Here is a 25,411-nt window from a genome sequence, read left to right on the forward strand (position 1 = left end):
ATCCCGAACTCACGTTAAATATGTGAAGAATCAAGGTAAACAATATTTGCAACTTCACCAGGATTTACAACTGAGTCTATTTCAGTTCTGATACCCCGTCCGTTTACGGCGGGGTTATTCATTCGAAGATAAATCGCCGCGTTAGTGGGACTAGCTCCATTTAATCGTGATATAGCAGTGGCCAACATCAAGGAAAGCGTTTTGCCTCTGGAGGACAAGCGGCTGTGAGATGTTCACTGTATATGGCTACTCTATCTGCCTTCAGATATAACCCACCTATACGAGCTTATTACTAACACCTTTTGGAGCGAGGGAAATGTAAGAAAGTCGCTCTGATTGCAGCTATGCGTAAATTGCTTGTCTGTTTGAATGCGATGGTTAGAGTAAATCAGCCTTGGTGTGATAAACAAGTGACTGTTTGATTTCAAGCTTCGCTGTCTTGATTCAATGGTTTCAACTTGACATCTAATATAATCGCTTCCGCTCTTCGAGCATCTTCCCCAAGGAAGGATAGGAATTGTCTCTAATATTGATTCGAAGCAGCCATACTCACAAGACTAAAGAGCTCCAACTTATTTTTTTGCTTAGCATAGCATCTTGAATTTTAGCTCAGAAGTCAGGGCTCTGAATTTGTAGGACGATGGAAGATTTAATTTTCGGTTGCTTCAGCTTCAGCAGAGTCAGAATTATCTATGCCATTAAGCTTGATCTTGAAACCAGAATTGTAGGATTCACTTCTCGGCGCATCGGCATAGGCTTCGTCTTGCACTGTGCGGAACTCAGCCGTTTGCTTATTTTCATCTGACAATGTGATCGTCTGGGCATTGCCGTAGGGGTCAGATGTAAATGTGAAACCAGAGAAATTATTGGTGATTTGTGTCGGCCAAGCCATTACCTCAGATTCTTGGGCGATCGCCGCAGGAGTCGAGAGGGAGAGAAGCGCGCTTGCACCGAGGAAAGCAGATGCAAACCAAACCTTTGGAGATGCGGAGATAGTCATGGGCTTATTGGGGAGAGGGTTAACAGAAGGGCGTGGGGGCGGGGCACATTTCCATCTTACCCAGAAGCCCTAGAGTATTCTTCTACCTACGTGGCAAATCTCAGCAAACTTAAAGAATTAGCCAAAATGCCATCCCAAAAAACGGTACAAATCGCGCCGTTTGCCAGGTGCTGTCTTTCGGAGTGAGGTCACCGAGCAGAAAAATTTGGAATAGCCAAAAACAAATTAGATCCGCGATAAAAGCAATGCTCAATCGACTCTCGCCCATCTGCTGAAGGAAATACGATAGGCGATCGCCGATATCTCCAAACTCAGGCCGCGCTAACCCGAACCATCCGAGCGAAACGATGCCAACAATTAAAGCCACTGAGGCAAACCCTCGGGCAATTAATTTTTGTTGTGGGATAAATGGCTCCGACGGAATGTCTTTGCGGAGCGCCATATAAGGAATCAGAAACACATTGGTTAGAAACATCGCGCATGACCACAAAACCGTTCGCGGTAAATACTCCCCTCGGCGATCACACCACAGCACTGGCAAAAACATAAAAATCCAAGCCACCGCAAAATTAAATAGGGCTTCATCGACAGGATTCAGAGCGGGTGAAATCATTGCATCGACACCCAACCGATTCAGCAGGGGCAGCACAAAAAAGAAATTGAGGGATTCGCCTTTAACTTCCGCGAGCGTTTCCGACTGAATTTGCCACACCGGTTCGCCGCCAAACGGCATCCCAGTTGGTGCAAACAGTAGTGACCCTGTATACACCACCCACAAAATCCATAACCAAGTTTGATTTTTCACGACGCAACTCCAAAACACCTCTCGTTAGTGTTCCGAATTTTGGGCGGCGATCGCAACCCAAACCCTAAACATTAAAAAGCGTTTTCAGACGATGGCGTACCCAATTCACAATGTTTGTTTCCTGCTCCTCTGGCGGCAACCAGCCATTTTCCTGCATTTCTTGCTTTCGCAAAATCAACTCCTCCTGATGATTACTCAGCTCTTCTACCAAAGCCTCATGAAAATCAGGGTGCTTCTGGAGCAATACTTTAAAATTTTTGTTGGTGATCGCAAACAATAAAGTACTTTCTAATGCCTTTGCCGTTGCAGTCCGAGGTACGCCTAACATCAGAGACATCTCCCCAAAGAAATTACCAGCCTCTAAAATTGCAAGCTGTTTTTTCAGTGTTTCTGCATAAACTTCAATTCGACCCGACAGAATAATATAAAATGCATCTCCTGGATCGTTTTCTCGGAATAGAGTCTCCCTTTTGTGCAAGGATTTCAGGCGACCAATTTCAATAATTTGTCGCAATCGAAATTCACTCAGATGACTAAAGCATCCTACTTTTTTTAATGCAGCTCGAATTGATATTTGTGGCTCACTAATTGAGGTATTATTCATCCTTTCAAGCTCACCAGATTCTGGGATATCACCTTCCGGCAAATTACTTTCTGGGAGATGATCTGCAACATTTGATTTAAACGCAGCAAAGTTAATATTATGTAGCCATAATTCACGCTGTGGAAATGGAATTTTAATATGGTTTTCCCGGAACTTATGCTCAATCGTAAAATGTAATGAACTAATAATTTCATGCTTAAAGCCCATCTGATTACTCTCCACCCACACCCACAGCTCAAAATTCAGAGCATTATCTCCAAAGCCGACAAAAAGGACTTGTGGAGAAGGTATTTGGAGAATATTTTGGTCGAGATAGGCAGAGACCAAAAGTACCTCTGTCACTAAAGTTGTATTACTGTCATAGGCAACAGTTACAGGTAGTTTGAGACGAACATGATTGGTTTCATAATGAAAATTAACGATTTGATTTTCAACAAAATGACTATTTGGAATAACAACAGAAGAACCATCTTTTTGCTTTAGGACGATCGCCCGTGTTGAAATCTCTTGAACAAAGCCATACAAATCGCCAAGCTGAACATAGTCACCTGTCTTTATTTTTCGTTCAGTGAGTAAGGTTAGACCACTAACAAAGTTTTTTGTAAAATCCTGAAATCCAAGACCAATACCAAGACCGAGACCACCACCAATCACCGTAAATATCGAAATATCAAAACCAGTTGTCTGCAGAATAACGAGTAGTAAAAAGCAGCAAATACCATAACTAATAAAATTAGAAATAATATAGCGACTGCCTTTATCAACAATCACTTTTTTCAGACCTTGATATTTCAGAAATCGACTGAAATAACTTGCAAAAATAAAGGTGACAATAATAAAGAAAAGGAGCTGGACTATTTCGACGAGAGAAATATTGCTACGCCCGACCTGGAATTCGATAGTCTGAATGAGGTTGAGCAAATTGCTGACAAAATTCAACATAGGTTACGGGCTGACTATCTGGGCTGAGTGCTTATCTTTCCATTGATTTTAGGTGCTGTTCTGGGGACTTTGATCAGCGATCGCCCATAAAAAAATGTGTACTACCATCACCCTGATCGCCTTCTTGCTTTATCATGAGAATGATTATCATTCTCAATTCATCCATTATGGCAATTCGTCAGAAGCTTATTCTATCCAGTACGCTCATGTGTCTCGGCTTGAGCGGGTTAGCTGGATGTGGAGACACGACACAAACACCCACATCTACCGTCGAGGAAGTAACCAAAGGGACAGATAGCGAAGAACAGGGCGATCGCCTCAACATTACAGTCAGTATTTTACCGCAGCAGTATTTTGTGGAGAAAATTGGTGGCGATCGCGTTAATGTGCAGGTCATGGTTCCAGAGGGCGCAGAGCCTGAGGTCTATGAGCCGAAACCGCAACAATTAAAAGATTTGAGTGAGACAGATGCTTACATTGCAGTAGGGATTTTATTTGAGGATGTTTGGGCAGAACGCTTTAAAACAGCCAACTCGGAGATGTTATTGACAGATGGCTCCGAAGGTATCGAAAAGATAGAAATGGTTGCCCACAATCATGCCCATCATGGTCATGGTGCAGAAGAGCATTCCGACCATGAAGATGAACATGCAGACCATGATGATCACGACGACCATGATAAACATGATGACGAGAAGCATGCAGAACATTCAGAACATGACCATGACGAAGAGCATGCGGATCACGACGACCACAGTGACCATGAAGAGCATAGCGAAGAAGACCATGAAGACCACGATGATCATGGCGAAGATTTAGAAGATCCCCACACTTGGTTATCACCCAGCTTGGCTAAGGTTCATGCTCAGAATATTTATGATGTTTTAGTCGAACTTGACCCCGCTTCTGAAGCCTTATTTAAAGAGAATCTTGATGCTTTATTGGCCGAGATTGATGAGCTAGATCAGGCGATCGCCGCTGAGCTAGAAAATTTATCTAGCCGTTCATTTTTAGTCTTTCACCCAGCATGGGGTTATTTCGCAGAAGAATATAATCTAGAGCAAATCCCCATCGAAGTAGAAGGACAGGATCCCAGTGCCGCTGAGTTGGCCGAGCTAATCCAAGTTGCCGAAGCAGAAAATATTCGGGTTGTATTTGCGCAATACCAATTTAATTCGAAGTCTGCTGAAACAATTGCCAACCAAATTGGTGGAGAAGTCGTCTTTATTGATCCGCTTTCCGTTGACTGGGCGAATAATCTCCAGGAAATTGCGAAACAGATTGCCCTTGCAAATAATTAACAAAGCCGCGATAACTATTCCATGGACAAAGTTATTTCTCTGAAGAATGTCTGGGCGGGTTATCCGCAGACACCAGTGCTCGAAAATATTAATTTAACAGTCAATACTCTAGATTTTGTTGGGTTAATAGGCCCGAATGGTGGCGGCAAAACAACCCTATTAAAAGTGTTGCTCGGTCTCCTCAAACCCCAGGAGGGTAAGGTGAAAATCCTGGAGAGATCGGTAGCGCAAGGTCGCCGTTACATTGGCTATGTGCCGCAACTTCTAGAGCTTGACCGCACCTTTCCGATCACGGTGAAAGATGTGGTGAGTATGGGGCGTCTCGGTAAAAGAAAATTATTTCGTCGGTTTAACAAAAAGGATCGAGAGATTATTTATCACTCCCTCGAACAAGTGGAGATGGTTGATAAAGGCGATCGCCCCATTGGAGAGTTATCTGGTGGTGAACGGCAACGAGTTTATATTGCACGGGCGTTAGCGTCGGAACCCAAAATTTTATTGCTCGATGAACCCACAGCAAATGTGGATTCGCGGGTGCAAGCAAGCATTTACGAATTGCTTGGGGAACTGAATCACTACATGACCATCGTCATGATTTCCCACGATTTGGCGGCAGTATCGTCCTACGTCAAAACGGTGGGCTGTCTCAACAAAACCCTACATTATCACCACAACAAACAGATTACCCCCCAGATGATCGAGGCAACTTATCAGTGCCCCGTCGATCTCATTGCCCATGGTGTCCCGCACAGGGTTTTCCCTGAACACAGCGATATAGCCCCAGACCATATTCATTCCCACGATTGCAACCATGCTTGAAGCCCTCCAGTTTGAATTTATGCGAAATGCCCTGGTGGCAGGGGTCTTGGTTAGTATTGCCTGCGGTATCGTCGGTACATTTGTCGTGGTCAACCGCATTGTCTTTATCAGTGGTGGTATTGCCCACGCGGCCTATGGTGGTATTGGTCTCGGCTACTTTTTTAGGTTCAATCCCGTCTGGGGGGCGATCGCCTTTGCATTACTCTCAGCGATGGGTATGGGCTGGGTAGAACAAAAAACCGAACAACGGAGTGACACCCTCATCGGCGTGATGTGGGCGATTGGCATGGCATTTGGCGTTATCCTAATTGACCTAACAGATGGCTACAAAGCAGGCCTTGAGAGTTATCTTTTCGGGAGTCTATTGGCTGTACCCCGCCAAGATCTCTGGCTGATGTTTGGTCTCGATGTGGTGATTATTACGCTCATTGCGTTGCTCTACAAAGAACTCCTTGCTATCTCCTTCGACCGCACCTATGCCACAACCCGCAATCTTCCAGTGGATGCGCTGTATCTTTTGCTCGTCGCTTTGATCGCTCTTACAGTGGTAATGGTGATGCAAATTGTCGGGCTGATTATGGTGATCGCTCTCCTGACAATCCCTGCGGCGATCGCCGGACAATGGCGCACTGAAATCAAATCCATAATGGGCGTCTCTAGTCTGTTGGGCATGGCCTTTACAACCCTAGGTTTATGGATGTCCTATCGCTTTAACCTCACCTCAGGCGCTACGATTATTCTTATATGCGGTGCTAGCTATATCCTCAGTCTCGGCCTAAAAACCTACCGAAACCGACAATTTACCTAAACAAACCGACTCACTCGCCCCAAACGCTGTGACCCATGCCAAAGAAAACCACTAAAAACCAACAGAGAATTTTGGCGCTGCTTACTGATGCAGCAGGGGAAGTAAGTGCCCAAGATATTCATTTCCAAATCAAACAACAGGAACTACGCATTGGCCTAGCAACTGTCTATCGCACCCTAAAACGCCTAAAAATCGAAGGCAAAATCCAAGAACGGATCACCCCTGATGGCGAATCTTTCTACAGTACGATTAATGCCGTCGAACATCACCATCACCATCTGAATTGCGTCAATTGTGGCGAATCCTACCCAATGGAAAGTTGCCCTCTGAGCCACAAAATTAGTGAATGGTGTAATGCCCAAAAATTTCAGGTTTACTATCACACCTTAGAATTTTTTGGACTGTGTGAAAACTGCCAAGACAATTACGATGATGCCGAGTGTTTGAGCGCTAATTGATAATATTGCTCCGCATGGTGAATTAAGCCCTGAGCTTTAATATCATCAATATCCTTAATGCGCTTTGCTGGAACACCAACCATCAGCGATCGCCGTGGTACATCCTTTGTCACGACACAGCCCGCACCGATAATACTGCCTGCCCCAACGCGCACCCCATCCAGCACGATCGCCCCAATCCCAATCAGCGATCCTCTTTCAATATGGGCACTGTGAATAACCGCTTTATGACCAACTGTCACATAATCCTCTAGTACTGTGAGTTTGCCGGGATCACCATGTAACACTGCCCCATCCTGAATATTCGTATATTTGCCAAGCTCAATTCCTTCTAAATCGCCCCGCACAATTGCCCCATACCAAATACTCACACCCTCGGCGATCGCCACATTTCCCATCACCGTTGCATTGTCCGCCACAAAAGCCGCCTGACTTAGATCAGGTTTACCTAGAGATACATTCGACCAAGACTGCTTCGACATCACATCAATCCCAATACCAACAGAAGTTTCAGTATCTTATTATGAAATTCCCCGTTTCCTAATTCCTTGAAAGATGAAGCAGTACCAACAAGCCCTCCGCGTTAGAACCCAAGGTAAATCTCTCCACATGATTACCTCAAAAATCAATTCCTACGTCGCCGAATCAGGCATCACCACAGGGCTTTGCGTCGTCTTTGTCCGCCACACCTCCGCATCCTTAATCATTCAAGAAAATGCTGACCCTGATGTCCTCATCGACCTCGAAAACTTTATGGCCAAACTTGTCCCCGAAGATGGTCGTTCCTACATTCACAGCGCCGAAGGCCCGGATGATATGCCCGCCATATTCGTTCTATTCTCACTAAAACTGCTGAACAGATTCCCATCGCAGGTGGTCGTTTAGTGCTTGGAACATGGCAGGGCATTTATCTCTGGGAACACCGTCAACGCAACCATAACCGCGAAATAGTCGTGCATATTTACGGCGAATAAATCCGGTGCGTAAAAATAAATCATCTGCGATTTAGTCGCAAAATCAACCAAGTAAATAGACTGGCGATCGCCCCAATCCCGAAGCTAATCCCACCAACGATCAAGATTCCGGTCGTATCGACATTAATATCTTGTTCTGGGGCAGCGGGAATCTCGATATATTCAGTCACGACGGAAACAGCGGTCGCGGCAAAGGCTGTACCGACCCCAATAATACCCACCCAGTTCTGAAAGGCTTGGTTTTGAGCTTCTTGGCGTTGATTACTTTCCGCGTTGTAGACTTCCACAACACCCCGCAAAGATTCAATAATTTCTTTGCGCAGCCGTAATCCAGCACTAAGATTATTGTCGTCTTCTTCGAGCTGAGTTTGAAATTTTTCGACAGTCAGATCACTAAAATCCTGAAGAAAATTGAGTTCAATGGCTGGCTCAATCAGGAATTTATCGAGGCGATTTTGATAGTTTTTTAAGTTAATACCGATATTTTGACGCTGGATTCTCAAGCTCTCAATCGCAATATTATGCTGACTAACCAGGGAGAAGTTTTTAATAAAGTCATCTTTTAGAGACTCGAAATTTTCTAGATTGCCAAAGTCTTCTGCTTTGGGGAAAAAGTTGTCGTTGACGAGCTGTTTTTTGATCGCATGGGCTTGGTTATACGACCAAATAATTTTGTGTTGATAGCAGAGTAAATACAGCCATTTATAAAAATAATTAGGGAACTGATCTATTGCCACTCGATCTGGAAAGAAGAGGATAAAGATATTTTCTTGGGCTGCTCGATCCTGCTGACAGAAGATATTTGCGTGGAAAAATTTGCCCGATTGGAAAGTAGGCAAAACACTGGATGACGTGAAGCTCTGATAAATGTCTTGGGCAAGTTCTTCTTGAATAGCATGGTTGCGATCTGAGCAAATACTCAATAGCACCCATGTTTTCCCAATATTGCCTTCTGTTTTAATCCCTTCGCGAAATTCTTGAAAACTAGAGATCGGTTTCTCACCGTCGTAGGTTCGATAGGAGCAACCCAGCATTAGAGCTTTTGTGTCACCGATATTTTGCCGTTGCCAAAAGGCTTCGAGATTGTTTGGGGCAAATGGAAAGTAGTTTTGGTCTGCTTGTTCTGCGGCTTCGGGTAGGCCCCACTGACGACGTTTTTCATCCCAATCACTAGTGTCTCCTTGGTGATAGGCAAACAGCAGCAATTGGGGATAGGTAATTAGAGATTGCATATGCTGTCGCTATATTCGTAAGGGTCACTGTTGGGGTGGTTTTGTCTATAGGTCTCCCGATCTTCCTGGAGCTGAAGTAGTGGGTTATCACCATCAAAGAGTGTATTCAGTTTAGTGCTGAGTGCGATGGTTTGCTCCGCAGGGAGGGTAAAGTTTTCGAGGTCTTCATCACTGGCCTCATCTTCTGGTTTACCTGTGGGAAAACCAACTTTATTTTTCACGGTCGTATCGTAGCGATCGAGCAATTGACCGAAATGATTTTGGTAAAGGCTGTAGAGGTTTTCGTCTTGTTTTAGGAAAGTGGCGATCTGCTGAAAAATATTGGCTTGTTCTGCCACCGGATCTGTCGCCAGTTGTTTAAGGGAAGCATTGAGGATATCCAGCTTGCCACCGTAGTCGCGGGGAATATCGAGGAGGGTTGCGATAATAGCTTGTTGTTTGAGGCGATCGCTGGCTTTCATGGGACTACGGGAAAGGGTCTTGGCTTGATTTTAGAAGATCTCTTCGGGGATCAAGGTGAAATAGTCAAAAATCAACAACCTGTAATGGTGAAGCCAGCCCAATGGTAAGGATTAGAGTATTGAATTTTGTCGGGTTGTTCGCGGAGCTTGGTGATGCGTCGCCGCAAAATTATGGTGAATTTATCGTCTTCCCAGTGGCCGTCAAACTCTGTTGCCCAGTTTTCATACCAGTCGGCAAGGTCAGTATTTGTGGCAGCAGCGAGCCATGTCTGGGTTTGCTGGAGAGCAGTGGCTGGGGTGACATCGGCATTGCTGAGGAGTCGGCGGTAAAACTCGATCATCATAATCGCGGCGGAGTTTTCGGGCACTGTCCAGAGGGTACTCAGAATATAACGAGTGCGATGGTATAGAAAGGCAGCACTAAAGCCGACAAATTCGTCGATCAAGCTAGCGCTTCCGGTCACAGCGGTTTCACAGGCGGAGAGGGAAACGAGACTGTAGACGGGGAGTTCGGTTTGGAGCAATTCGCTCAGGGTTAATCGTTCGCCATCGTAGAGCACTAAACCCGATCTGGAATTTTGGGACAGATTGTATTCGCCATGTCCCGTGAAATGGACGAGGTTTTGCGGTTGGCTGAGGGCGTTAAGGGTTTGGGATTTAGTCGGTTCGGACAGGGATGTTTGGGGGGTCAGCAGTTGTTTAAGGATGGCGGCTTCGAGTTCGGAATAGAGGCCATAGTCACCGCTGGCTTCGAGCAATAGGCGATTGGTAAAGGTGGGGCTAGTGTGGTGGTGCTGTTGGTTGAGGATGCCCTGTTTGATGCTAGGGAGGTGGGTGATACTGGGCAGTGTCTCGCCTGGCCATGCTTGGATAATGCAGGTGTGGAGCGGCAGTAAATGCAGATCACGGTGGGGAACGAGGATTAGGTTTTTACAATCGCGCAGGGCTGGCAACCATTGATCGAGCTGGAGGATTTGGCGCAGTTCGGTGAGACGGTCGGGTAAATGTTTTTGCCAGTCGGGTGGGACTTCGTGGCGCTGGATTTTGCTTTTGCGGCTCTCTTGGTATTCGTCGTGCCATTTTTTGAGGAGAGCTTCAAGTTGGGTGACGGCTGTAAGGTCGCAAATTTGAGGGCGGAGAAGTTTTAAGCCTCCAGCAGAATCGTCGGGATGGAGGATAAAAGTGCTGAGCTGGACAGGGCTGAGATGCCAAAAGATTAGAGCTGTATCGGGTTGGTTCTGATGAAGAAAATCACTGATGTCGTCAAAGCTAGGGCTGGAAATATCTTCGTAGCGGTTGTTATGGAGCCAATGGAGAGTAAGGGTTTTGCGATATTCGGCGCGGGTGAGGGCAGTAATGTGATCGGCGGGCTCGGTAGAGCGAGCAAGTTGATCGATCTCAAGCTGGTAGAGCGACGCAAATTTACGGGCAATAGTGATTTTCTGAGTTTCGCTGGAGATCTCGCGAAGGTAGGTCTCAAGGAGTTCGATGGCGATGGTACGGACGGTTGCTGCATTCTCTGTTTGGCCAGCGCCAACATAGGACTGACTCAGATCTTGTAAAACGTTTAGGCAAAGTTCTTTATTCGCTGAGGGAAGTGCTGGCGTTTCAATGCTGGGATTGAGGCGTTCAGGACGAAAGGGATGCTCACCACCACATAGAGAATCGAGAGCGAGATGATATGCTTCAATGCTCTGGTGATAACGATCTTTTGCATCAATAGTTCTGACTAGTTGTCGGGCGGTGTAGTAATGAACCTTGCCAATGGATTGATGGAGAGTTCCTGCGCCAATAGCATAATCAGGAGCATGGATGTCCAAAGAAATTAGACCTGTTTGCCAATTGAGAATAGCGGCTTTCTCGCCATGAATCAGATATAGAGCAGAACCTTTATTTCCCCATGTAGGCCAAGAACTCGGCATAATTTCAAGAGACTTATTATATGAATCTATCCCTTCAGAAAATTGCGCCAATTCCACTAAAGCTCTTCCTTTTCCATTCCATGCTTGATAGTGATTGGGATTAATCTCAAGAGCTTTGTCGAAGCTGATGATCGCCTCTTCGTGCTTTCCTAATTTTTCTAAAGCATAGCCTCGTCCATAGGGTGTTTCGTCGTAATTAGGACTAATATCAAAGGCCTTATCGAAACTTGTGATCGCCTCTTCATATCTCTCGCAAGCCAATAAAGCATTGCCTCGAGCCCCCCATGCTTCGTGGTAATTGGGATTAATCTCAAGAGCTTTATCGAAGCTGATGATCGCCTCTTCTTTTCTCCCTAAATCAGATAAAGCACTGCCTCGATTACGCCATGCTTGATAGTGATTAGGATTAATTTCGAGGGATTTATCGTAACTAGTGATCGCCTCTTCTTTTCTCCCTAAATCAGATAAAGTACTGCCTCGGTTGTTCCATGTATCTTGGTCATCGGGATTAATCTCAAGGGCTTTATCATAACTAGTAATCGCCTCGTCTTTCTTACCTAAAGTAGATAAAGCGCTGCCTCGATTGTTCCATATATCTTGGTCGTTGGGATTAATCTCAAGGGCTTTATCATAACTGGCGATCGCTTCAATGAAACGGCCTGCTATGTGAAATTGATAACCTTGATTGAACCAGGCTTCAGCATCATTCGAGTCTTTCGGTTCTGGTATTTGCTCTGCCGAATTTTGTTTCGTGTTAGGAGAACTATTTATGTCTTTGTCTTGGGGTTGAGTGTCTGCTGTTACAGTCTGTTGTTGACGAGTGGCTAGCTGTCGCTCTATTTCCTGTTGCTGCTGCGCCAGTTGCCCCAGATCAAAACTCGGCGTTTCCTGTTGCTTTTTCTTGCGCCCAAACAACCAACCAAACATAATCGCCAGCTCAAGTAAAAATCGAACATTCTCGTCTTGGAGGAAAGGCAGGTTCTCGGTGCGCGCTGTAAAGCTCGAAGTTGCCTTATCCTGCGAACACCTTTCCCAAGGAAAGAATTTCCCTCAATCCTAATCAATTATTTGAGTTGGCCAGCATCCCCTAACAGAAAATCAACAAAATTATAAAGAGACATTAACTATAGTCATTTCAAATAAATTTTAGAGACCATTCACGTCCTTCCTTGGGGAAGATGCCCGAAGGTTCGATCGGTTGCGCAACTCATCGAGAACTCAATCCTTATTCGAAAGCTGCTCTATAACCGGAAAACTTTGAAGCGGTAGCCAAATAGAGAATGCGCTCCCCTCCCCAATTTTTGTGGTGAGTTCGAGACGACCAGCATGTTTTCTCGTGACGATTTCATGGCTAATTGCTAACCCTAAACCCGTCCCTTTTCCTCGCGGTTTCGTCGTAAAAAATTCTTCGAAAATTCGTTGCCGCACTTTTTTCGGCATCCCATCGGCATTGTCACTAATTTTGACGCAAATCCAATCGCGGGACTCATTTAGACCATCAGAATCCAGCTCACTAAACTGCGTAAAAATATCCACTTGAATTTCAGGAATCCAAGCTGTTTCTGCGAGGAAATCTTGACGACTTAGTTTCTCTTCGAGAGCATCTAAAGCATTTGCTAAGAGATTGATAAATACTTGGCTGAGCTGACCCGAATAGCCCAAAATATCGGGCAAATTAGCTTCATAATTTCTAGTGATTTTAACCCGATGCTTTTTCGTGCGATTGTTGAGAATCAGCAACGTACTATCGAGACATTCTGGGAGCTTAATAAGCTGCTGTTTTGTTTCATCGATACGCGAAAAGTTACGGAGGCTCGTGACAATTTCTATCATACGCACCGCACTAATTTCCACACTTTGCAAAATTTTCGGTAAATCTTCTTCGAGAAACTCTATCTCGATATCTTTTAAATAGTTGGCGATCATCACAGACGGTTGTGGCAACTCCGCTTGATACATTTTCACCAGCCCTAACAGATCATCAAAATAATTCTGCAAAAAACTCACATTGCCATGCACACAATTCACCGGATTTCGGATTTCATGGGCAACCCCCGCCACCATCCGCCCCAGACTCGCCATTTTTTCTGTTTGCACCACATGGGCGTGGGTCTTTTCTTGTAATAATTCGTTCGTTAATTTGTGAATGTGAGACTGAGCATAAAGCACGAGCGGCACATCAATTAAGGCATACTTTCCATTTTCCCGTTGAACGACAATCGGTTCATACATTTGCTCCCCTTCACGCTCTAGAGCAAACTGCGCCGCTTCCAGTACAGGAGTAGACTCTGGCAAAATATTGACCGGAAAATTATCCACGTTATAGAGCGTGGTAAGAGGACGTTTCAAAAACAGGTCAAGGGCATAGGGGCGACTCATCCGTTTCAAAAAACGTCGCCGCGAGACCATGCCATAAAACTCTTTGCCTTTTTTCAGAATAACGCCAGGAATGACTGTATCGTTTTCAAAGATCTTTAGCAGAATCTTCGTTAAATTCTTGACATCAACTGACTTCTTGTAAAGGGTGAGATCACGAAGGCTTGATTCGATGGTGAGCTTCGCTAAACTATCAGCATAGGTTGAAGAGAGATTACGTTTAGGGTCAGAAACCATCGGAAGTGTTAATAACATTCACTCAGAAAAAGTCTAGATTAAAGAAGAAATATTTGCACTGACAGACGAGCCTAAATCAATAACTGTAATACCTCCAAGCTAGGTTAACGCTTTAATATTTGGAACAGTTTATGTGGCTGAGGATATTTCGTTAAATTCTTCTTAACTTGTAGAGCTAAATTCTAAACGTTAGTTTATTCAGCTTATTCTCAAATTGATCAGGATAAAAAGGTCTTATTTCTTATACCAATAAATACCTAATGTCAGCACGATCAAGATGCAAATAGACACCAACCAATTTCCCAATAAGACGTAAGTTGTTTTGGTTTGTTTTAGATAAATATTCGTCGCATAGGTGATGTACTGGTTGAGTTGGGATGTCCAAATCGCAGTGCCATTGGGCGTAATCACACTAGATAGTCCGGTATTACTGGCACGAATTGTCCAACGATCGTTGGCGATCGCCTGCATCACATCAAGAGCTTGGTGTTGGGCAGGCATCGTAGGGCTGTAATGGGCATCATTCGACGCGACAATAATGTATTCACCTCCAGCAGCAGTTTGGCGACGGAAATGCTCTGGGTAGGCAGATTCATAACAAATCGCGGCGATCGCCTTCCCGATAGGCGTCATAATCGTCGGTGGATTTTGGCCACGCACGAGATGGGCATCAAGGGGCGACAACCGATCAATAAATTTCCCAAAAATTGCTTCAAAGGGAATGTATTCACCGAGGGGCACAAGTTGCTGTTTATTGAACCGGCTAATCACTTCAGTTTGAGCGCTAATCGTAAATAAACTATTCGTGAAATTTTTGCCCTCTGAGCCAAAAGCCCCCAAAATAACGGGGATTTTTTCTTGCCTCATCGCACGGGATAATTCTGTCCCCGCTAAAATTTGCTCGATTCTAAAGGGCAACGCTGTTTCTGGGGTGATAATTAGATCAACATCCTGCGCCGCAAGGTCACGGTAGCCTTTCGTGTAGTTGGCGATCGCCCGTGAGGTGCCATTTTCGTAGAGCTTAATTTCGTTGGGAATATTCCCTTGGATAATGCCAATTTTTGCAGCGCGATCTGTGACTAATTCTGTATTTCCAAATAAATACCAACCCCATAAATGAGCTGCTCCAAAAATCACAAGACTTAAACTCAACAATACCGATATCGAAAATACTTTTTTTCTCTGCTGAAAAAAGCTATGAATAGCCTCAGAAAATAGGCCATTAATTACAACAAGAATTAGAGTGACTGTTGTGAATCCAGAAAGACGAGTGAGTTGTAATAAAAATAGATTATGGGGGCTTTGGCTAAACGCTAAAAAATGCCAAAACAGATCACTCTGACTTAAAAAATATTCTGCAATGCACCATAATGCTGAGCCAAACAGAACTCGATTACAACGATAGGCTAAACCACTATTTCTAGTGGCAGAAATATCCTGAAAAATGAGCATCCCAACAGCCCAAAAGAACGGGATACAAATGCCCCAAAAGGTAATAATTAGCCAGCAGATCGCGGCAATACACAAGCTCCAAAACCACGGCACTCCCATCCAAGTCATCGGGTGAATGCCTGTAATCCAAAACAGCGTTAAGCCTTGGTAGCCCAATCCCCAAGCCCCTGCGCAAAAAAGTGCGAGTTTGTGGCGATCGCCAAACGATTTAACGCGTTGCCAAAACGATAATCCCGTTTGCGCAGCATTTATTTTTCCAGAATTCGCCGGAGTAATCACAATTAACCACAACGGGATAATCGCAACCCAGGCGAGATACCAAGCCTCCAAAGGCGCAGAGGTGATGCCCATGGCCACACCACCGGCAAAGGCAAATAAGACCTTACGCATCATCTGCGGGGAAAGTGCCATTGCGTACGTCATCGCTATAGGTCTTAATGGCATCGGTAATCAGACCAGAAAGATTAAGATATTGCTTCGCGAAGGGAGGTGATTTTTGCGACAAACCCAATAAATCAGCCGTCACCAAAACCTGTCCATCACAAACAGAGCCAGCCCCAATACCAATGGTCGGAATCGATAATTTCTGCGTAATCGTCTCTGCCAATGTCGTCGGAATATGTTCTAGCACCACCGCAAATGCACCAGCCTGCTCCAAGGCGATCGCCTCATTCATCACCCGTTCAGCATCGGTAGCATTTTTTCCTTGCTGCCGATAACCGAGGGTATGCACCGATTGAGGCGTCAAACCAACATGACCCATCACTGGAATGCCCAACATGGTTAACCGATCCACTGTTTCGGCGATCGCCGGATGACCGCCCTCTAATTTGATCGCCTGTGCCGAAGTTTCCTTAAGAATACGACCCGCCGTGTGAATCGCCTGTGCCAAACTTTCTTGGTAGGTGAGAAACGGCAAATCACTGACAATCAAAGCATTCTTTGTTGCGCGACAAACAGCCTGAGTATGGTGGATCATCGCATCGAGACTCACCGGCAACGTATTTTGATAGCCTAACGCCACCATTGCCAACGAATCCCCCACGAGGATCATGTCTACCCCAGCCTCATCCACCAGTCGGGCGATCGCATAATCCCATGCCGTTAACGCCACAATGGGCCGCGCTTCTTGTTTGTACCGCCGCAAAATTCTCGGTGTTACCCGCATGCATATCCCCTAAGGTTGAACAAACCCATAGTGGGGACGAGTTACGCCCGTTGTCAAACTCACCCAAGCTAACCCTTGATAAGTACCAACCCATAATTTATTGCCAATATCCGGGGCGATCGCCAAAACCTGTCGCGAAGGCAGTTGACCGACTTGACCGAGAAGTAGTCCACTATCTGCCTTTAGCCTTAGAACCCCCTCATCTGTGCCCGCCCAAACTGTCCCATCAGCACCAAACTGAACACTAGTGACATTTTTCTCACGCATTGAGGTGACATTCCTCAAGATTTCGCCCGTTTCTGGATCAACGACGAGTAGTCCATCAAGCGTGCCCGCCCACAATAATCCATCAGGAGCCGTCGCAAGACTATTCACAACATTACCCGTAATATCGCGCACAGTTTGCATGGGAATTGCACTGGCCGTATTCACTTGTACTAACCCTAAAAGCGTCCCGACCCACAGATTACCATCTTGGTCGAGAGTCATGGCGTTCGGACGTAAACCAGGTAGCTTTTTCAGGGTGGTCATCACAAGGCCTTCATCAGGACTAATCAAGACGAGTCCTTGATCTGTGCCCACCCAGAGATAACCGCGTTGATCTACCAACAGAGAAACAATGCGATTTGAGGGTAATAAAATATTATGCTCCGTGACTTCGTTACTGCGGGAATCTACGCGCAATAATCCCTGAGTGGTGCCGACCCAGATTCTACCGACTCGATCCATCGCGAGGGCTTCGACATTGTAATTTGTGAGGTCAATGCGCTTAAGAATATTGCCTGTGTTGGGATCAATGCGGCTTAATCCCTGCCAAGATCCGACCCAAAGATCACCATCCCAATTTTCGAGGAGCGATGTTATGCGGAGATTTTCGCTGCTTAGATTAAATTCTGGTTCAAGATTTGGTGGCGGAGGGGAAACATTTTCATAGATTGGCGAGACAAATTCAGAAACCTCGGCGATCGCCGCAGGAGTCAGAAAAAAGCTAGAGCAGAGGCTCACCCCAGCTAGCAAAAAGGAGCAAGAAGAAGAAATACGTCCCATAGGATTACGATATCGTCGCCACGGAGATTCGCTGCCTATTGTATCGGATTTTTTTCGAGCATTCCCGAAACCAAGATAATCCGCAATATCATCCCTGCTTTTCTCACCGAATTCTCAGTTTTTCGTGGTGGCGATCGCCTCAACACCAAGCCATCACAATTCAATCAAGATTCCCATCACGACAGAGGTCGCTAAGGATTTCTTCTGAAACGGCTGAAATTTTTGACCACCTGGCACCAGTTGCTTTCAGATAGCGGCTTTTTCACTATTGCCAGAAGCACCAGCATTACGACCACGGGGGATGGTTTCTAATGCTTTTTGCTCTGTCTCATATATCTCAAAGACAGAATCCATCATTGTCACTTCGAAGACTAAACGAGATTCGGGGTGGACTTCACAAATACGAAAACTACCTTGATTTTTATCAGCATCGCGCATGCCTGCAACCAGAGCCGTTAGACCCGAACTGTCCACAAAGCTGACTTGGCTAAGGTTAATAACGACATGGGGGCTCAATTTAGAAATACATTGCTGCAACTCAAGCCGGAATTGCCATGCTGTCCTGATGTCCAGCCGCCCACTTGGAGTTAAAACGATAATTGCCGTTCCGTCTGATGTAGTGTGAGTTACTTGTTCGATCGGAATCACACAGACCTCCCAATTACTAAGCACAGATAAAACTGGCTTATAAATTCATCTCTCATCATACTCAATATAATTTACTTCGTTGCCGATTCCGTCTAGATTTGCGCATTTATACTGAGAAATACCACACTATTGATTTGGCGATCGCCGACCCTTCACATCAATATGCGTGATATTCCCCAGTCTTTAACAGTTATTTAAAACTCAACAACCTTAAGAAGGTTTCCAATTTGCCCAATCTTGGGGTTTGAGGAAACGATCATAAAGCTCAGCTTCACGGCTACCCGCTTCAGGCTGGAAATTATATTGCCAGCGAACGAGGGGAGGAAGAGACATCAAGATAGACTCAGTACGCCCATTGGTCTGCAATCCAAAAATCGTGCCACGGTCATAAACGAGGTTGAATTCGACATAGCGGCCACGGCGGTAAAGCTGGAACTGTCGCTCATGATCGCCATATTCAATGCCTTTGCGACGCTCAATAATCGGCACATAGGCATCGAGGAAAGAACCTGCACAATCCTGCACAAATCCAAAAATATCTTCCCAACTACGCTGGGGCTGCTCTCCTAGATTACGGCTGTGCTCTGCCGCTGCTTTATCAGGGTGAGGGCCTTTATAGAGTTCACCAGTGCCATCTTGATAATCAAAGAATAAACCGCCAATACCACGGGTCTCATCGCGGTGCTTCAAGTAAAAATATTCGTCACACCAGCGCTTAAAGACATTGTAATACTCCGCATGGTGGCGATCGCAAGCCGCTTGATAGGTCTTGTGAAAATGTGCGGCATCTTCAGCAAAAGGATAATAAGGAGTTAAATCAGCACCACCGCCAAACCACCAAACTGGGCCAGCCTCAAAGTAACGGTAGTTGAGATGAACCGTTGGGATATAAGGGCTACGGGGGTGGAGCACCATCGAAGTGCCAGTTGCGTAGAAGCCATGACCGGCTGCTTCTGGACGTTGTTTGAGGATCGAAGGCGGTAATTGCTTACCCCAAACCTCAGAAAAATTCACGCCACCTTGCTCAAGGACATTGCCTTCAGTCATGACTCGGGAGCGACCACCGCCACCTTCTTCGCGTCGCCATGCATCTTCCTGAAATTTTCCGGCACCATCAGCAGTTTCAAGTCCAGCACAAATAGTGTCCTGGATTTGCTGCATAAACTTACTGACACGTTCCTGCGAATCAGAAGGAGGTAGAGGCTTATTGGATGCGGAGGCTTTCGGTTCTGTGTGCAAAGCTGTCATGGTCGTTTAAAGAAATATCAAATGACGTTGTTAATAAAAACGAGTCGATAAGTATGTGCTTATAAAAAACGCTTCTGTTTATTTAAGCCGTCTATCCTGAATCCTTTGTACAGCAAGGGCTTCTCAGTTTCTTGGCATTAAACAATATTCAGACTAACTCGAATTGGTGCGTTTTCTGCTCCGCAAATGTGTTGTTTGATGAAGTTCGTAACAGATTGTAAAAAAGTCATTTTCTCTACGCTTGGGCGATCACCCACAACATGACTCACGATTTTTCAATCAGAAACATCAAAGTTTTATAACGTTTTCTCTCGCTAGCTGAAGGTTTTGAATTGGATCGTCTTAAACTAAGAGAAGGTTAAGGCTAGATTAAATCAATTAATTTGATCGACCCCAAGTAAACCAAGGAGAGTAAAAAAATGACATCTAATACTCAAGGTTCGGTCAAACTCCAAGCAGCATCTTGTCCGATTAAGTGGGTGGCTCCAAAAGCAGAAACAAAGCTAGTAGCCTATTGGCAAAAAGACAGAGAAGGGAAATTATGTCGTTATTGGGCTAAACAGGCGATCGCCCACTAAAAAGTCCCTCAAACATCTTAAGAACAAGTCAAATCCGGAGCTTTTTCATTTATTCAATTACTGAAAAGCTTCGGGTTTTCTATGTGTAGAAACGCTGATTTTCTAGTAGAAAATAATTCTAAAGACAGAAAAAAGAGCGATCAGGCCGCTCTTTACTAATGTTATGAAGTTATATTTTTTAAGTCGTTTCAACGATTAAGACATTAGTTTAAGACGCATAGAAATGGTGGGGAAGAACCCAGCAAAAAATGGGAGCCAAAACGATACAGGCTACCGTGACAACGCCAATAATCTCAAGCACTAACAAGCCATCAGTCATGGCAATATCCTCGCAAATGTAATCGAGTGCTGACAATTCAAGTCTAGCTTTTAGTTTTTGAGATCACGGGCAAGATTAGGTCAACGGATAAAAAACTTTAGCCTGAGATAACAAACGTTACAGCGATGAGAGCCGTAACTAATACGCCGCCAAAAATACCAGCAATCGCCATACTTTTCTTGTTGTTGTCAGTTTCAGGGTCAGCCTTGTACATGGGGGGCTCTACTGCAAAATTATTGAGTTTGCCGTCTTCATCTTCGATTTGATAAGGCATTTTTAAAATTCCTGTAGGTAAAATTCTGAAGTTTTTTATTGAGATAATTCTAGGAAATCACTTTATGTTTAGCTACAAAACTCAATAAAAGTTCAAGATCCCTAAGCGCCCATACCGGAATAATGTTTGAGTCCTTTCCGCCAAAAATAACGGTTTAAAACGAAAAAGATAGCGCTCCATAAGGTCATAACGATTATGCCTTCCCAGATACGAACGGGCAGACCCATGATGATCGCAGCGGGGAAATAAATGACATAGGGAAAAGGTGTCAGCAATGCTATTTCGCGCATGAGTGGCGGAAAGGTTTCGAGGGGAGCGATGTAGCCAGAGAGAAAAACGTAAAACAGAAACCATGTTTGCTCAATAGCACTGGCTTTTTCGATCCAAAATGCCGCCATTGCAAAAGTGTATTGCATTAAGAATCGCATTCCGAAGGCGATCGCCGTGGTTAAGGTACAAAGTAAAATCTGATTTAGGCTTGGTCTCCAGAGAGATTCGGGGTATAGCAAAAAGAACAAACCAATTAAGAGGAAGGTGAAGGGGAGACGCGCAATCCGTTCTGCGGCATGGCCTGCGAGGTGTCGCCAAGCGGGATCAATTGGTTGTAATAGTGTGAAGGACAGTTTTCCCTGGGTGACTTCTTTTTCAAAATCCCAAATTACCCAAACGAGTGTTAGTTGCCTCACGACAAAAACGGCGAGGAAATAGCGGGCAAACTCAACGGACGAGAGAGACATTTCGACCTGGTTCGCGGCTTCTGTCCAGGCTCCCAACAAAATCATGGGCAAAGAACCTGATAAGACCCAGAAAAATAACTCAGCACGATACTCCACCATATAGGCGTAGTAAACAGTGAGTAATGTGGTGACTTTGCGCAGAAGCGATCGCAGCATAGGTCTCGGAGGACAAAGGACAAAATCTATAATAGGGTTAAATTTTCGGATCTTGCTGCTTGTTTATTATGAAATCTCTGCGTCCGGCGATCGCCTGTCTAGGTTTATTGTTCACTGCTGCGTCCATTTCTCCATTGATGGCGCAAACTTCACCAGCTACCGTTACTATCCCTGAAGCGTATTACACCGGCGTTAATCAAAGCCGACTAGGAAATTATGGTGATGCGTTATTTGAGCTGACTACTGCGATTCGTTTCAGCCCCAGTTTTGCGGATGCCTACTATCAACGGGGATTTGTCCACGAAAAAATGGGGAATACAACCGAGGCGATCGCCGACTATAACCGAGCATTGCAGCGTGATGCAAACCATGAAGTGGCTTATCTGCAACGCGGCATGCTCTATGCAAAGGCAGGAGAAACGGTTAAAGCAGTAGAAGATTTTGACCGAATTTTAACGGTGATTAATCCCAATAACATTTTTGCGCTGGTGGCACGGGGTCAAGCTTTTGCCAGCATAGGTGAATCTGTTTTGGCGCTACAGGATTTCACTGGGGCGATCAATCTCAATAATCGTTTTGCTGAAGCATATGTTGAACGAGGTTTAGTCTACCAGCGCCTTAATAATGTGGTGCAAGCAGTGGCAGATTATTCGATGGCAGTAGAAATCGATCCTTCTCTTGTCACGCCTTATCTGCAACGGGGTGCAATCTATCGCCAAGGTAATCGTATTAAAGAGGCGATCGCCGACTATAACTTTGCCCTTCAAAATGACCCAGAAAATGCCACAGCCTATTATCTACGAGGCGTTGCAGTAGAGCAACAAGGTCAATATCAAGCGGCTTTCACCGATTATTCACGGGCGATCGAATTTAATGACAAGATTGCGCCAGCCTACGGTAATCGCGCCAATATTTATGCCCAACGCGGGGAATATGCTGCGGCTAAACAGGATTATCAACAGGCTGCTCAACTCTTTTTAGACCAAGGCAAACAGGATGATTATTTGATCACCCTAGAGTTAATCCGCACTCTACCCAACTAACCTTGTAGTATCTGCGTTATACTTCAGAAGTACAGATTGATGGTGACCGATGCGCATCAAAAGTTGGGAAAGTCCCCGCCGTCGGGGTCGCAACGACAAAGGCAAAGGGGGTTCAGCCCGCCAGCGCCAATTAAAAAAACGCAATAAAATGCTGCGAAACAAACTCAAGCGGCAGCAAGATGACCGAAAGGGAGGGGAGAAATGCCCCTCTTTTTTATTGCCTATTGTTTGAGTTCATAGGCCAACTGCGCAGTCACAAGGCGATCGCCCTTCGTAAATTTAAAGAACCGTCGACCGCTGCTATCCTTACTCGCCACAGGGAATTTATCGACACTGATCAGCTCCACATTTTCTCGCGAATCTTGAGTCCAGAGCTGCGTTTCCATATCGGGTATAAACATTTTTAGAAGCAGATCTGTTTTCGTCTCGAAGCGCATCACATGGTTACCCATATCGCCTCGACGACCCAGCCGCAAACTATTCACCTCAAGGCGTTTCCCGTAACCTTCCTCTGAGAGCAAAAAGATTTCTTCGCCTCGCTGGAAGGATGCACATCCTACAATTTTTTCGTTAAATCGCAATTTTAAAGCTTGATTCCCTTGGGATGTTCGACCCTGTACCGGAATTTCCGACTGACTAATCGGCAGATGCAACACGCGCCCACTACTCACGGCGATCGCCACGCGATCTTCACCAGGCTGTACAAAAAAGGCAAACTGCAATGTGTCTTTTTCTTTGAGCTTAATCAGACTCAGACCACGACTCGTAAAACTGCTTAATTCCGTTCCTGCCAGACGTTTAATTTTTCCTTTGGTCGTCAGGAGCAATAGCTCAAGCTCTTCTAAATTAGCAGGTAAGACAAATTGCGTAATCGGCTGGTGGTTATCCCGCTGGGCATGATCTGGCAACAGACTCTGTAATTGCGGCTTATCACGCTGTTCTTGGTAAGGAAGGTCGGCGATCGCCACAGGATAGGCTTTACCCTGATCAGTGCAAACAATTAGATTTTCTTGTGTACCGATAGCGGCCTTATAGAGAGTAGCCGACTCATCAACATGACCAGCATCATCATTCCCCCAACATGCACTACCATCGGCGGCGATCGCCACATGAGAGGTTTCAGAGCGTTGCGGCAATAGGTTCAGAGTGAGTTCTGTTTTCTTTTTCGCCCGACGACGTTTCTTTTTCGGTGGCTCTCCATCTGCTGTCGTTGCCGTTGCATCCACTGTTGCGGGAGTAACTTCAGGCTCAGGTTGAGCATCTGGTAACCTTGTACGGCGCGCATCTGCAAACTTTCGTTTAAGTGAGCGCAAATCCTTTTTAAGAGACTTTAATAACTCATGGCGATCATTGAGCAAAGCATTCAGTTTGCCAATCTCACCATCCAGTTCATTAAACTCCTGCTCCAATTTTTGCTTTTCTAAGCCCGTTAGTCGACGCATTGGCATCGCCAAAATCGCATCTGACTGCACCTCACTCAGACCTAAATCCTCTTGAAATTGATATTTTGCCGTTGTACCATCGGGTGCATTTCGTAAAATATCAATCACCTCATCCAAATTATTCAGCGCTAGCAATAATCCTTCGACGGAGTGACGGCGACTTTCTTTATGTTCTAATTCATAACTGTATTGGCGAGTTAGCGTCTCTTCCCGAAATTTTAGAAATTCCTGCAAAATTGTCTTGAGCGGGAGTTGACGTGGTTGATTGTCCACCAAAGACAACATGATTGCTCCAAAATTCGACTGTAATGCCGTTTTCTTATAGAGCACCTTCAACACATCTTCCGGTGCCGCATCTCGCTTCAGCTCAATAACCACCCGCATCCCTTGGCGATCGCTCTCATCCCGAATATCCGAAATTCCGACAATCTTGCCATCATTCACCAGAGTCGCAATCTTTTCGATCCAAGCAGCTTTATTGACCTGATAGGGTAACTCAGTGATCACTAGCGCATTAACATCACGCTTCCGTTTTTTGCCAACTTGAAGCACTTCAAGATGAACAATCCCTCGCATCGGGATAATGCCACGACCGGTTTTGTAAGCTTGTCGGACTCCATCTAAATCAACAATCTCCCCACCCGTTGGAAAATCTGGCGCTGGAATATATTTCCAAAGCTTTTCATCTTCAATATCAGGACGATCAATAACAGCAATCAAACCATCAACCACTTCCCCAAGATTGTGAGGTGGCATATTTGTGGCCATGCCTACCGCAATACCAGAAGAACCATTCAGCAATAAAATTGGCAGCTGTACTGGCAAAACAACTGGTTCCTGCTGAGACCCATCAAAATTATCTGTAAAATCTACCGTTTCTTCCCCGACTTGATCCAGCATTGCCTCAAAGCTTACTGGCGCTAACCGCGTTTCGGTATAACGCATTGCAGCGGGCGGGTCATTATCGATCGAACCAAAATTTCCGTGACCAGCAAGGAGCGGATATCGTGTCGAAAACTCCTGCACCAAACGCACTAAAGCATCATAAACCGACTGATCACCGTGAGGATGATACTTACCGAGTACATCACCGACTACCCTTGCACATTTCCGATAGGGCCTATCCGGACTTAAACCCAGCTCATACATGGCGTACAGAATGCGTCGATGCACAGGCTTCAGACCATCACGCACATCAGGTAAAGCCCGACCAACAATCACGCTCATGGCATATTCCAAATAGGATTGCTCCATCTCTGTATGGAGCGCCGTTGGAATGATATTGCCGGGTTGGAGCAGATCAAGTTGTTGTGCCATGAATTTTCGCGATAGGGTCAATGGGGGTCAGAAGCTATTGTCA

The 25,411-nt window shown here is 45.3% G+C and carries 23 protein-coding genes and 2 pseudogenes; 9 read left to right on the forward strand and 16 right to left on the reverse strand.

Annotated features, from left to right (window positions below):
* Positions 1–132: 132 nt before the first annotated feature.
* A pseudogene (locus LEPTO7376_RS27615) lies at positions 133–422 on the forward strand (transposase); the annotation flags it as partial.
* Positions 423–649: 227 nt separating this feature from the next.
* Here LEPTO7376_RS27615 and LEPTO7376_RS12480 read toward each other — a convergent pair.
* The 3 genes from LEPTO7376_RS12480 to LEPTO7376_RS12490 all read right to left on the reverse strand — a co-directional run bounded on the left by LEPTO7376_RS12480 (position 650) and on the right by LEPTO7376_RS12490 (position 3,351).
* Positions 650–1,000 (reverse strand): hypothetical protein, encoded by a 351-nt coding sequence (locus LEPTO7376_RS12480; RefSeq protein WP_015134531.1) that lies wholly within the window; start codon positions 998–1,000, stop codon positions 650–652.
* Between the two features lie 109 nt (positions 1,001–1,109).
* Positions 1,110–1,805 carry a hypothetical protein gene (locus LEPTO7376_RS12485; RefSeq protein ID WP_015134532.1) on the reverse strand — a complete coding sequence of 232 codons (696 nt, stop codon included), beginning with the start codon at positions 1,803–1,805 and terminating at the stop codon, positions 1,110–1,112.
* A gap of 64 nt (positions 1,806–1,869) precedes the next feature.
* Entirely contained in the window at positions 1,870–3,351 is a 1,482-nt protein-coding gene (locus tag LEPTO7376_RS12490; RefSeq protein WP_015134533.1) for a cyclic nucleotide-binding domain-containing protein, read from the reverse strand.
* A gap of 167 nt (positions 3,352–3,518) precedes the next feature.
* Here LEPTO7376_RS12490 and LEPTO7376_RS12495 point away from each other — a divergent pair, with 167 nt between their 5' ends.
* Genes LEPTO7376_RS12495 through LEPTO7376_RS12510 form a run of 4 tightly spaced genes read left to right on the forward strand, consistent with a single transcriptional unit; the run spans position 3,519 to position 6,737 of the window.
* The gene (locus LEPTO7376_RS12495; RefSeq protein ID WP_041763566.1) at positions 3,519–4,652 is read left to right on the forward strand and encodes a metal ABC transporter solute-binding protein, Zn/Mn family; all 1,134 of its coding nucleotides are present in this window, start codon (positions 3,519–3,521) and stop codon (positions 4,650–4,652) included.
* A 21-nt stretch (positions 4,653–4,673) separates the two neighbouring features.
* Complete coding sequence (locus LEPTO7376_RS12500) at positions 4,674–5,471, forward strand: metal ABC transporter ATP-binding protein (protein ID WP_015134535.1); 798 nt, start codon at positions 4,674–4,676, stop codon at positions 5,469–5,471.
* Positions 5,464–6,279: a metal ABC transporter permease gene (locus LEPTO7376_RS12505; protein ID WP_015134536.1), complete on the forward strand. Its 816-nt coding sequence runs from the start codon at positions 5,464–5,466 to the stop codon at positions 6,277–6,279. The genes LEPTO7376_RS12500 and LEPTO7376_RS12505 overlap by 8 nt, the downstream gene beginning before the upstream one ends.
* Before the next feature lie 35 nt (positions 6,280–6,314).
* Positions 6,315–6,737, forward strand: a complete 423-nt coding sequence (locus LEPTO7376_RS12510) for a Fur family transcriptional regulator (protein ID WP_015134537.1) — start codon at positions 6,315–6,317, stop codon at positions 6,735–6,737.
* On the opposite strand, the gene LEPTO7376_RS12515 is transcribed toward LEPTO7376_RS12510, so the two are convergent.
* A complete protein-coding gene (locus tag LEPTO7376_RS12515; RefSeq protein ID WP_015134538.1) occupies positions 6,704–7,219 on the reverse strand; it encodes a gamma carbonic anhydrase family protein in 516 nt (171 codons plus the stop codon). The genes LEPTO7376_RS12510 and LEPTO7376_RS12515 overlap by 34 nt on opposite strands.
* Before the next feature lie 73 nt (positions 7,220–7,292).
* Between LEPTO7376_RS12515 and LEPTO7376_RS12520 the strand changes: the two are divergent.
* Positions 7,293–7,711, forward strand: a pseudogene (locus LEPTO7376_RS12520) (secondary thiamine-phosphate synthase enzyme YjbQ).
* 20 nt (positions 7,712–7,731) lie between these two features.
* On the opposite strand, the gene LEPTO7376_RS12525 reads toward LEPTO7376_RS12520, so the two are convergent.
* The 9 genes from LEPTO7376_RS12525 to hemF all read right to left on the reverse strand — a co-directional run bounded on the left by LEPTO7376_RS12525 (position 7,732) and on the right by hemF (position 19,502).
* The gene (locus LEPTO7376_RS12525; protein ID WP_015134539.1) at positions 7,732–8,943 is read right to left on the reverse strand and encodes a hypothetical protein; all 1,212 of its coding nucleotides are present in this window, start codon (positions 8,941–8,943) and stop codon (positions 7,732–7,734) included.
* Entirely contained in the window at positions 8,931–9,404 is a 474-nt protein-coding gene (locus LEPTO7376_RS12530; protein ID WP_015134540.1) for a hypothetical protein, read from the reverse strand. The genes LEPTO7376_RS12525 and LEPTO7376_RS12530 overlap by 13 nt, the downstream gene beginning before the upstream one ends.
* 71 nt (positions 9,405–9,475) lie before the next feature.
* Positions 9,476–12,253, reverse strand: a complete 2,778-nt coding sequence (locus tag LEPTO7376_RS12535) for a tetratricopeptide repeat protein (protein ID WP_015134541.1) — start codon at positions 12,251–12,253, stop codon at positions 9,476–9,478.
* A gap of 291 nt (positions 12,254–12,544) precedes the next feature.
* A complete protein-coding gene (locus LEPTO7376_RS12540; RefSeq protein WP_015134542.1) occupies positions 12,545–13,957 on the reverse strand; it encodes an ATP-binding protein in 1,413 nt (470 codons plus the stop codon).
* 216 nt (positions 13,958–14,173) lie between these two features.
* Complete coding sequence (lnt, locus tag LEPTO7376_RS12545; protein ID WP_015134543.1) at positions 14,174–15,802, reverse strand: apolipoprotein N-acyltransferase; 1,629 nt, start codon at positions 15,800–15,802, stop codon at positions 14,174–14,176.
* Positions 15,774–16,559: a 3-methyl-2-oxobutanoate hydroxymethyltransferase gene (gene panB, locus LEPTO7376_RS12550; protein WP_015134544.1), complete on the reverse strand. Its 786-nt coding sequence runs from the start codon at positions 16,557–16,559 to the stop codon at positions 15,774–15,776. Before panB ends, lnt begins: the two co-directional genes overlap by 29 nt.
* A 9-nt stretch (positions 16,560–16,568) precedes the next feature.
* Positions 16,569–17,606 carry a two-component regulator propeller domain-containing protein gene (locus tag LEPTO7376_RS12555; protein WP_015134545.1) on the reverse strand — a complete coding sequence of 346 codons (1,038 nt, stop codon included), beginning with the start codon at positions 17,604–17,606 and terminating at the stop codon, positions 16,569–16,571.
* Between the two features lie 246 nt (positions 17,607–17,852).
* The gene (locus LEPTO7376_RS12560; RefSeq protein ID WP_264308889.1) at positions 17,853–18,278 is read right to left on the reverse strand and encodes an STAS domain-containing protein; all 426 of its coding nucleotides are present in this window, start codon (positions 18,276–18,278) and stop codon (positions 17,853–17,855) included.
* A 186-nt stretch (positions 18,279–18,464) separates the two neighbouring features.
* The gene (gene hemF / locus LEPTO7376_RS12565) at positions 18,465–19,502 is read right to left on the reverse strand and encodes an oxygen-dependent coproporphyrinogen oxidase (protein ID WP_015134547.1); all 1,038 of its coding nucleotides are present in this window, start codon (positions 19,500–19,502) and stop codon (positions 18,465–18,467) included.
* Positions 19,503–19,921: 419 nt separating this feature from the next.
* Here hemF and LEPTO7376_RS26430 point away from each other — a divergent pair, with 419 nt between their 5' ends.
* Positions 19,922–20,080 carry a hypothetical protein gene (locus tag LEPTO7376_RS26430; protein ID WP_015134548.1) on the forward strand — a complete coding sequence of 53 codons (159 nt, stop codon included), beginning with the start codon at positions 19,922–19,924 and terminating at the stop codon, positions 20,078–20,080.
* Positions 20,081–20,496: 416 nt separating this feature from the next.
* On the opposite strand, the gene psb34 is transcribed toward LEPTO7376_RS26430, so the two are convergent.
* Together psb34 and LEPTO7376_RS12570 are read right to left on the reverse strand one after the other, a co-directional pair.
* On the reverse strand, positions 20,497–20,673 hold the full coding sequence (gene psb34 / locus LEPTO7376_RS26435; RefSeq protein ID WP_015134550.1) for a photosystem II assembly protein Psb34: 177 nt from the start codon (positions 20,671–20,673) through the stop codon (positions 20,497–20,499).
* Between the two features lie 101 nt (positions 20,674–20,774).
* Positions 20,775–21,566, reverse strand: coding sequence for an ABC-2 family transporter protein (locus tag LEPTO7376_RS12570; protein WP_015134551.1), 792 nt, complete (start codon positions 21,564–21,566; stop codon positions 20,775–20,777).
* 68 nt (positions 21,567–21,634) lie between these two features.
* Between LEPTO7376_RS12570 and LEPTO7376_RS12575 the strand changes: the two genes are divergently transcribed.
* Both LEPTO7376_RS12575 and LEPTO7376_RS29085 read left to right on the forward strand, forming a co-directional pair.
* Complete coding sequence (locus tag LEPTO7376_RS12575) at positions 21,635–22,609, forward strand: lipopolysaccharide assembly protein LapB (protein WP_015134552.1); 975 nt, start codon at positions 21,635–21,637, stop codon at positions 22,607–22,609.
* Positions 22,610–22,658: 49 nt separating this feature from the next.
* On the forward strand, positions 22,659–22,841 hold the full coding sequence (locus LEPTO7376_RS29085; protein ID WP_015134553.1) for a hypothetical protein: 183 nt from the start codon (positions 22,659–22,661) through the stop codon (positions 22,839–22,841).
* On the opposite strand, the gene LEPTO7376_RS12585 is transcribed toward LEPTO7376_RS29085, so the two are convergent.
* Positions 22,831–25,368 carry a DNA topoisomerase (ATP-hydrolyzing) subunit A gene (locus LEPTO7376_RS12585; RefSeq protein ID WP_015134554.1) on the reverse strand — a complete coding sequence of 846 codons (2,538 nt, stop codon included), beginning with the start codon at positions 25,366–25,368 and terminating at the stop codon, positions 22,831–22,833. The genes LEPTO7376_RS29085 and LEPTO7376_RS12585 overlap by 11 nt on opposite strands.
* Positions 25,369–25,411 lie beyond the last annotated feature (43 nt).

Origin of the sequence: [Leptolyngbya] sp. PCC 7376 (assembly GCF_000316605.1) — a bacterium.
Lineage (GTDB): Bacteria > Cyanobacteriota > Cyanobacteriia > Cyanobacteriales > MRBY01 > MRBY01.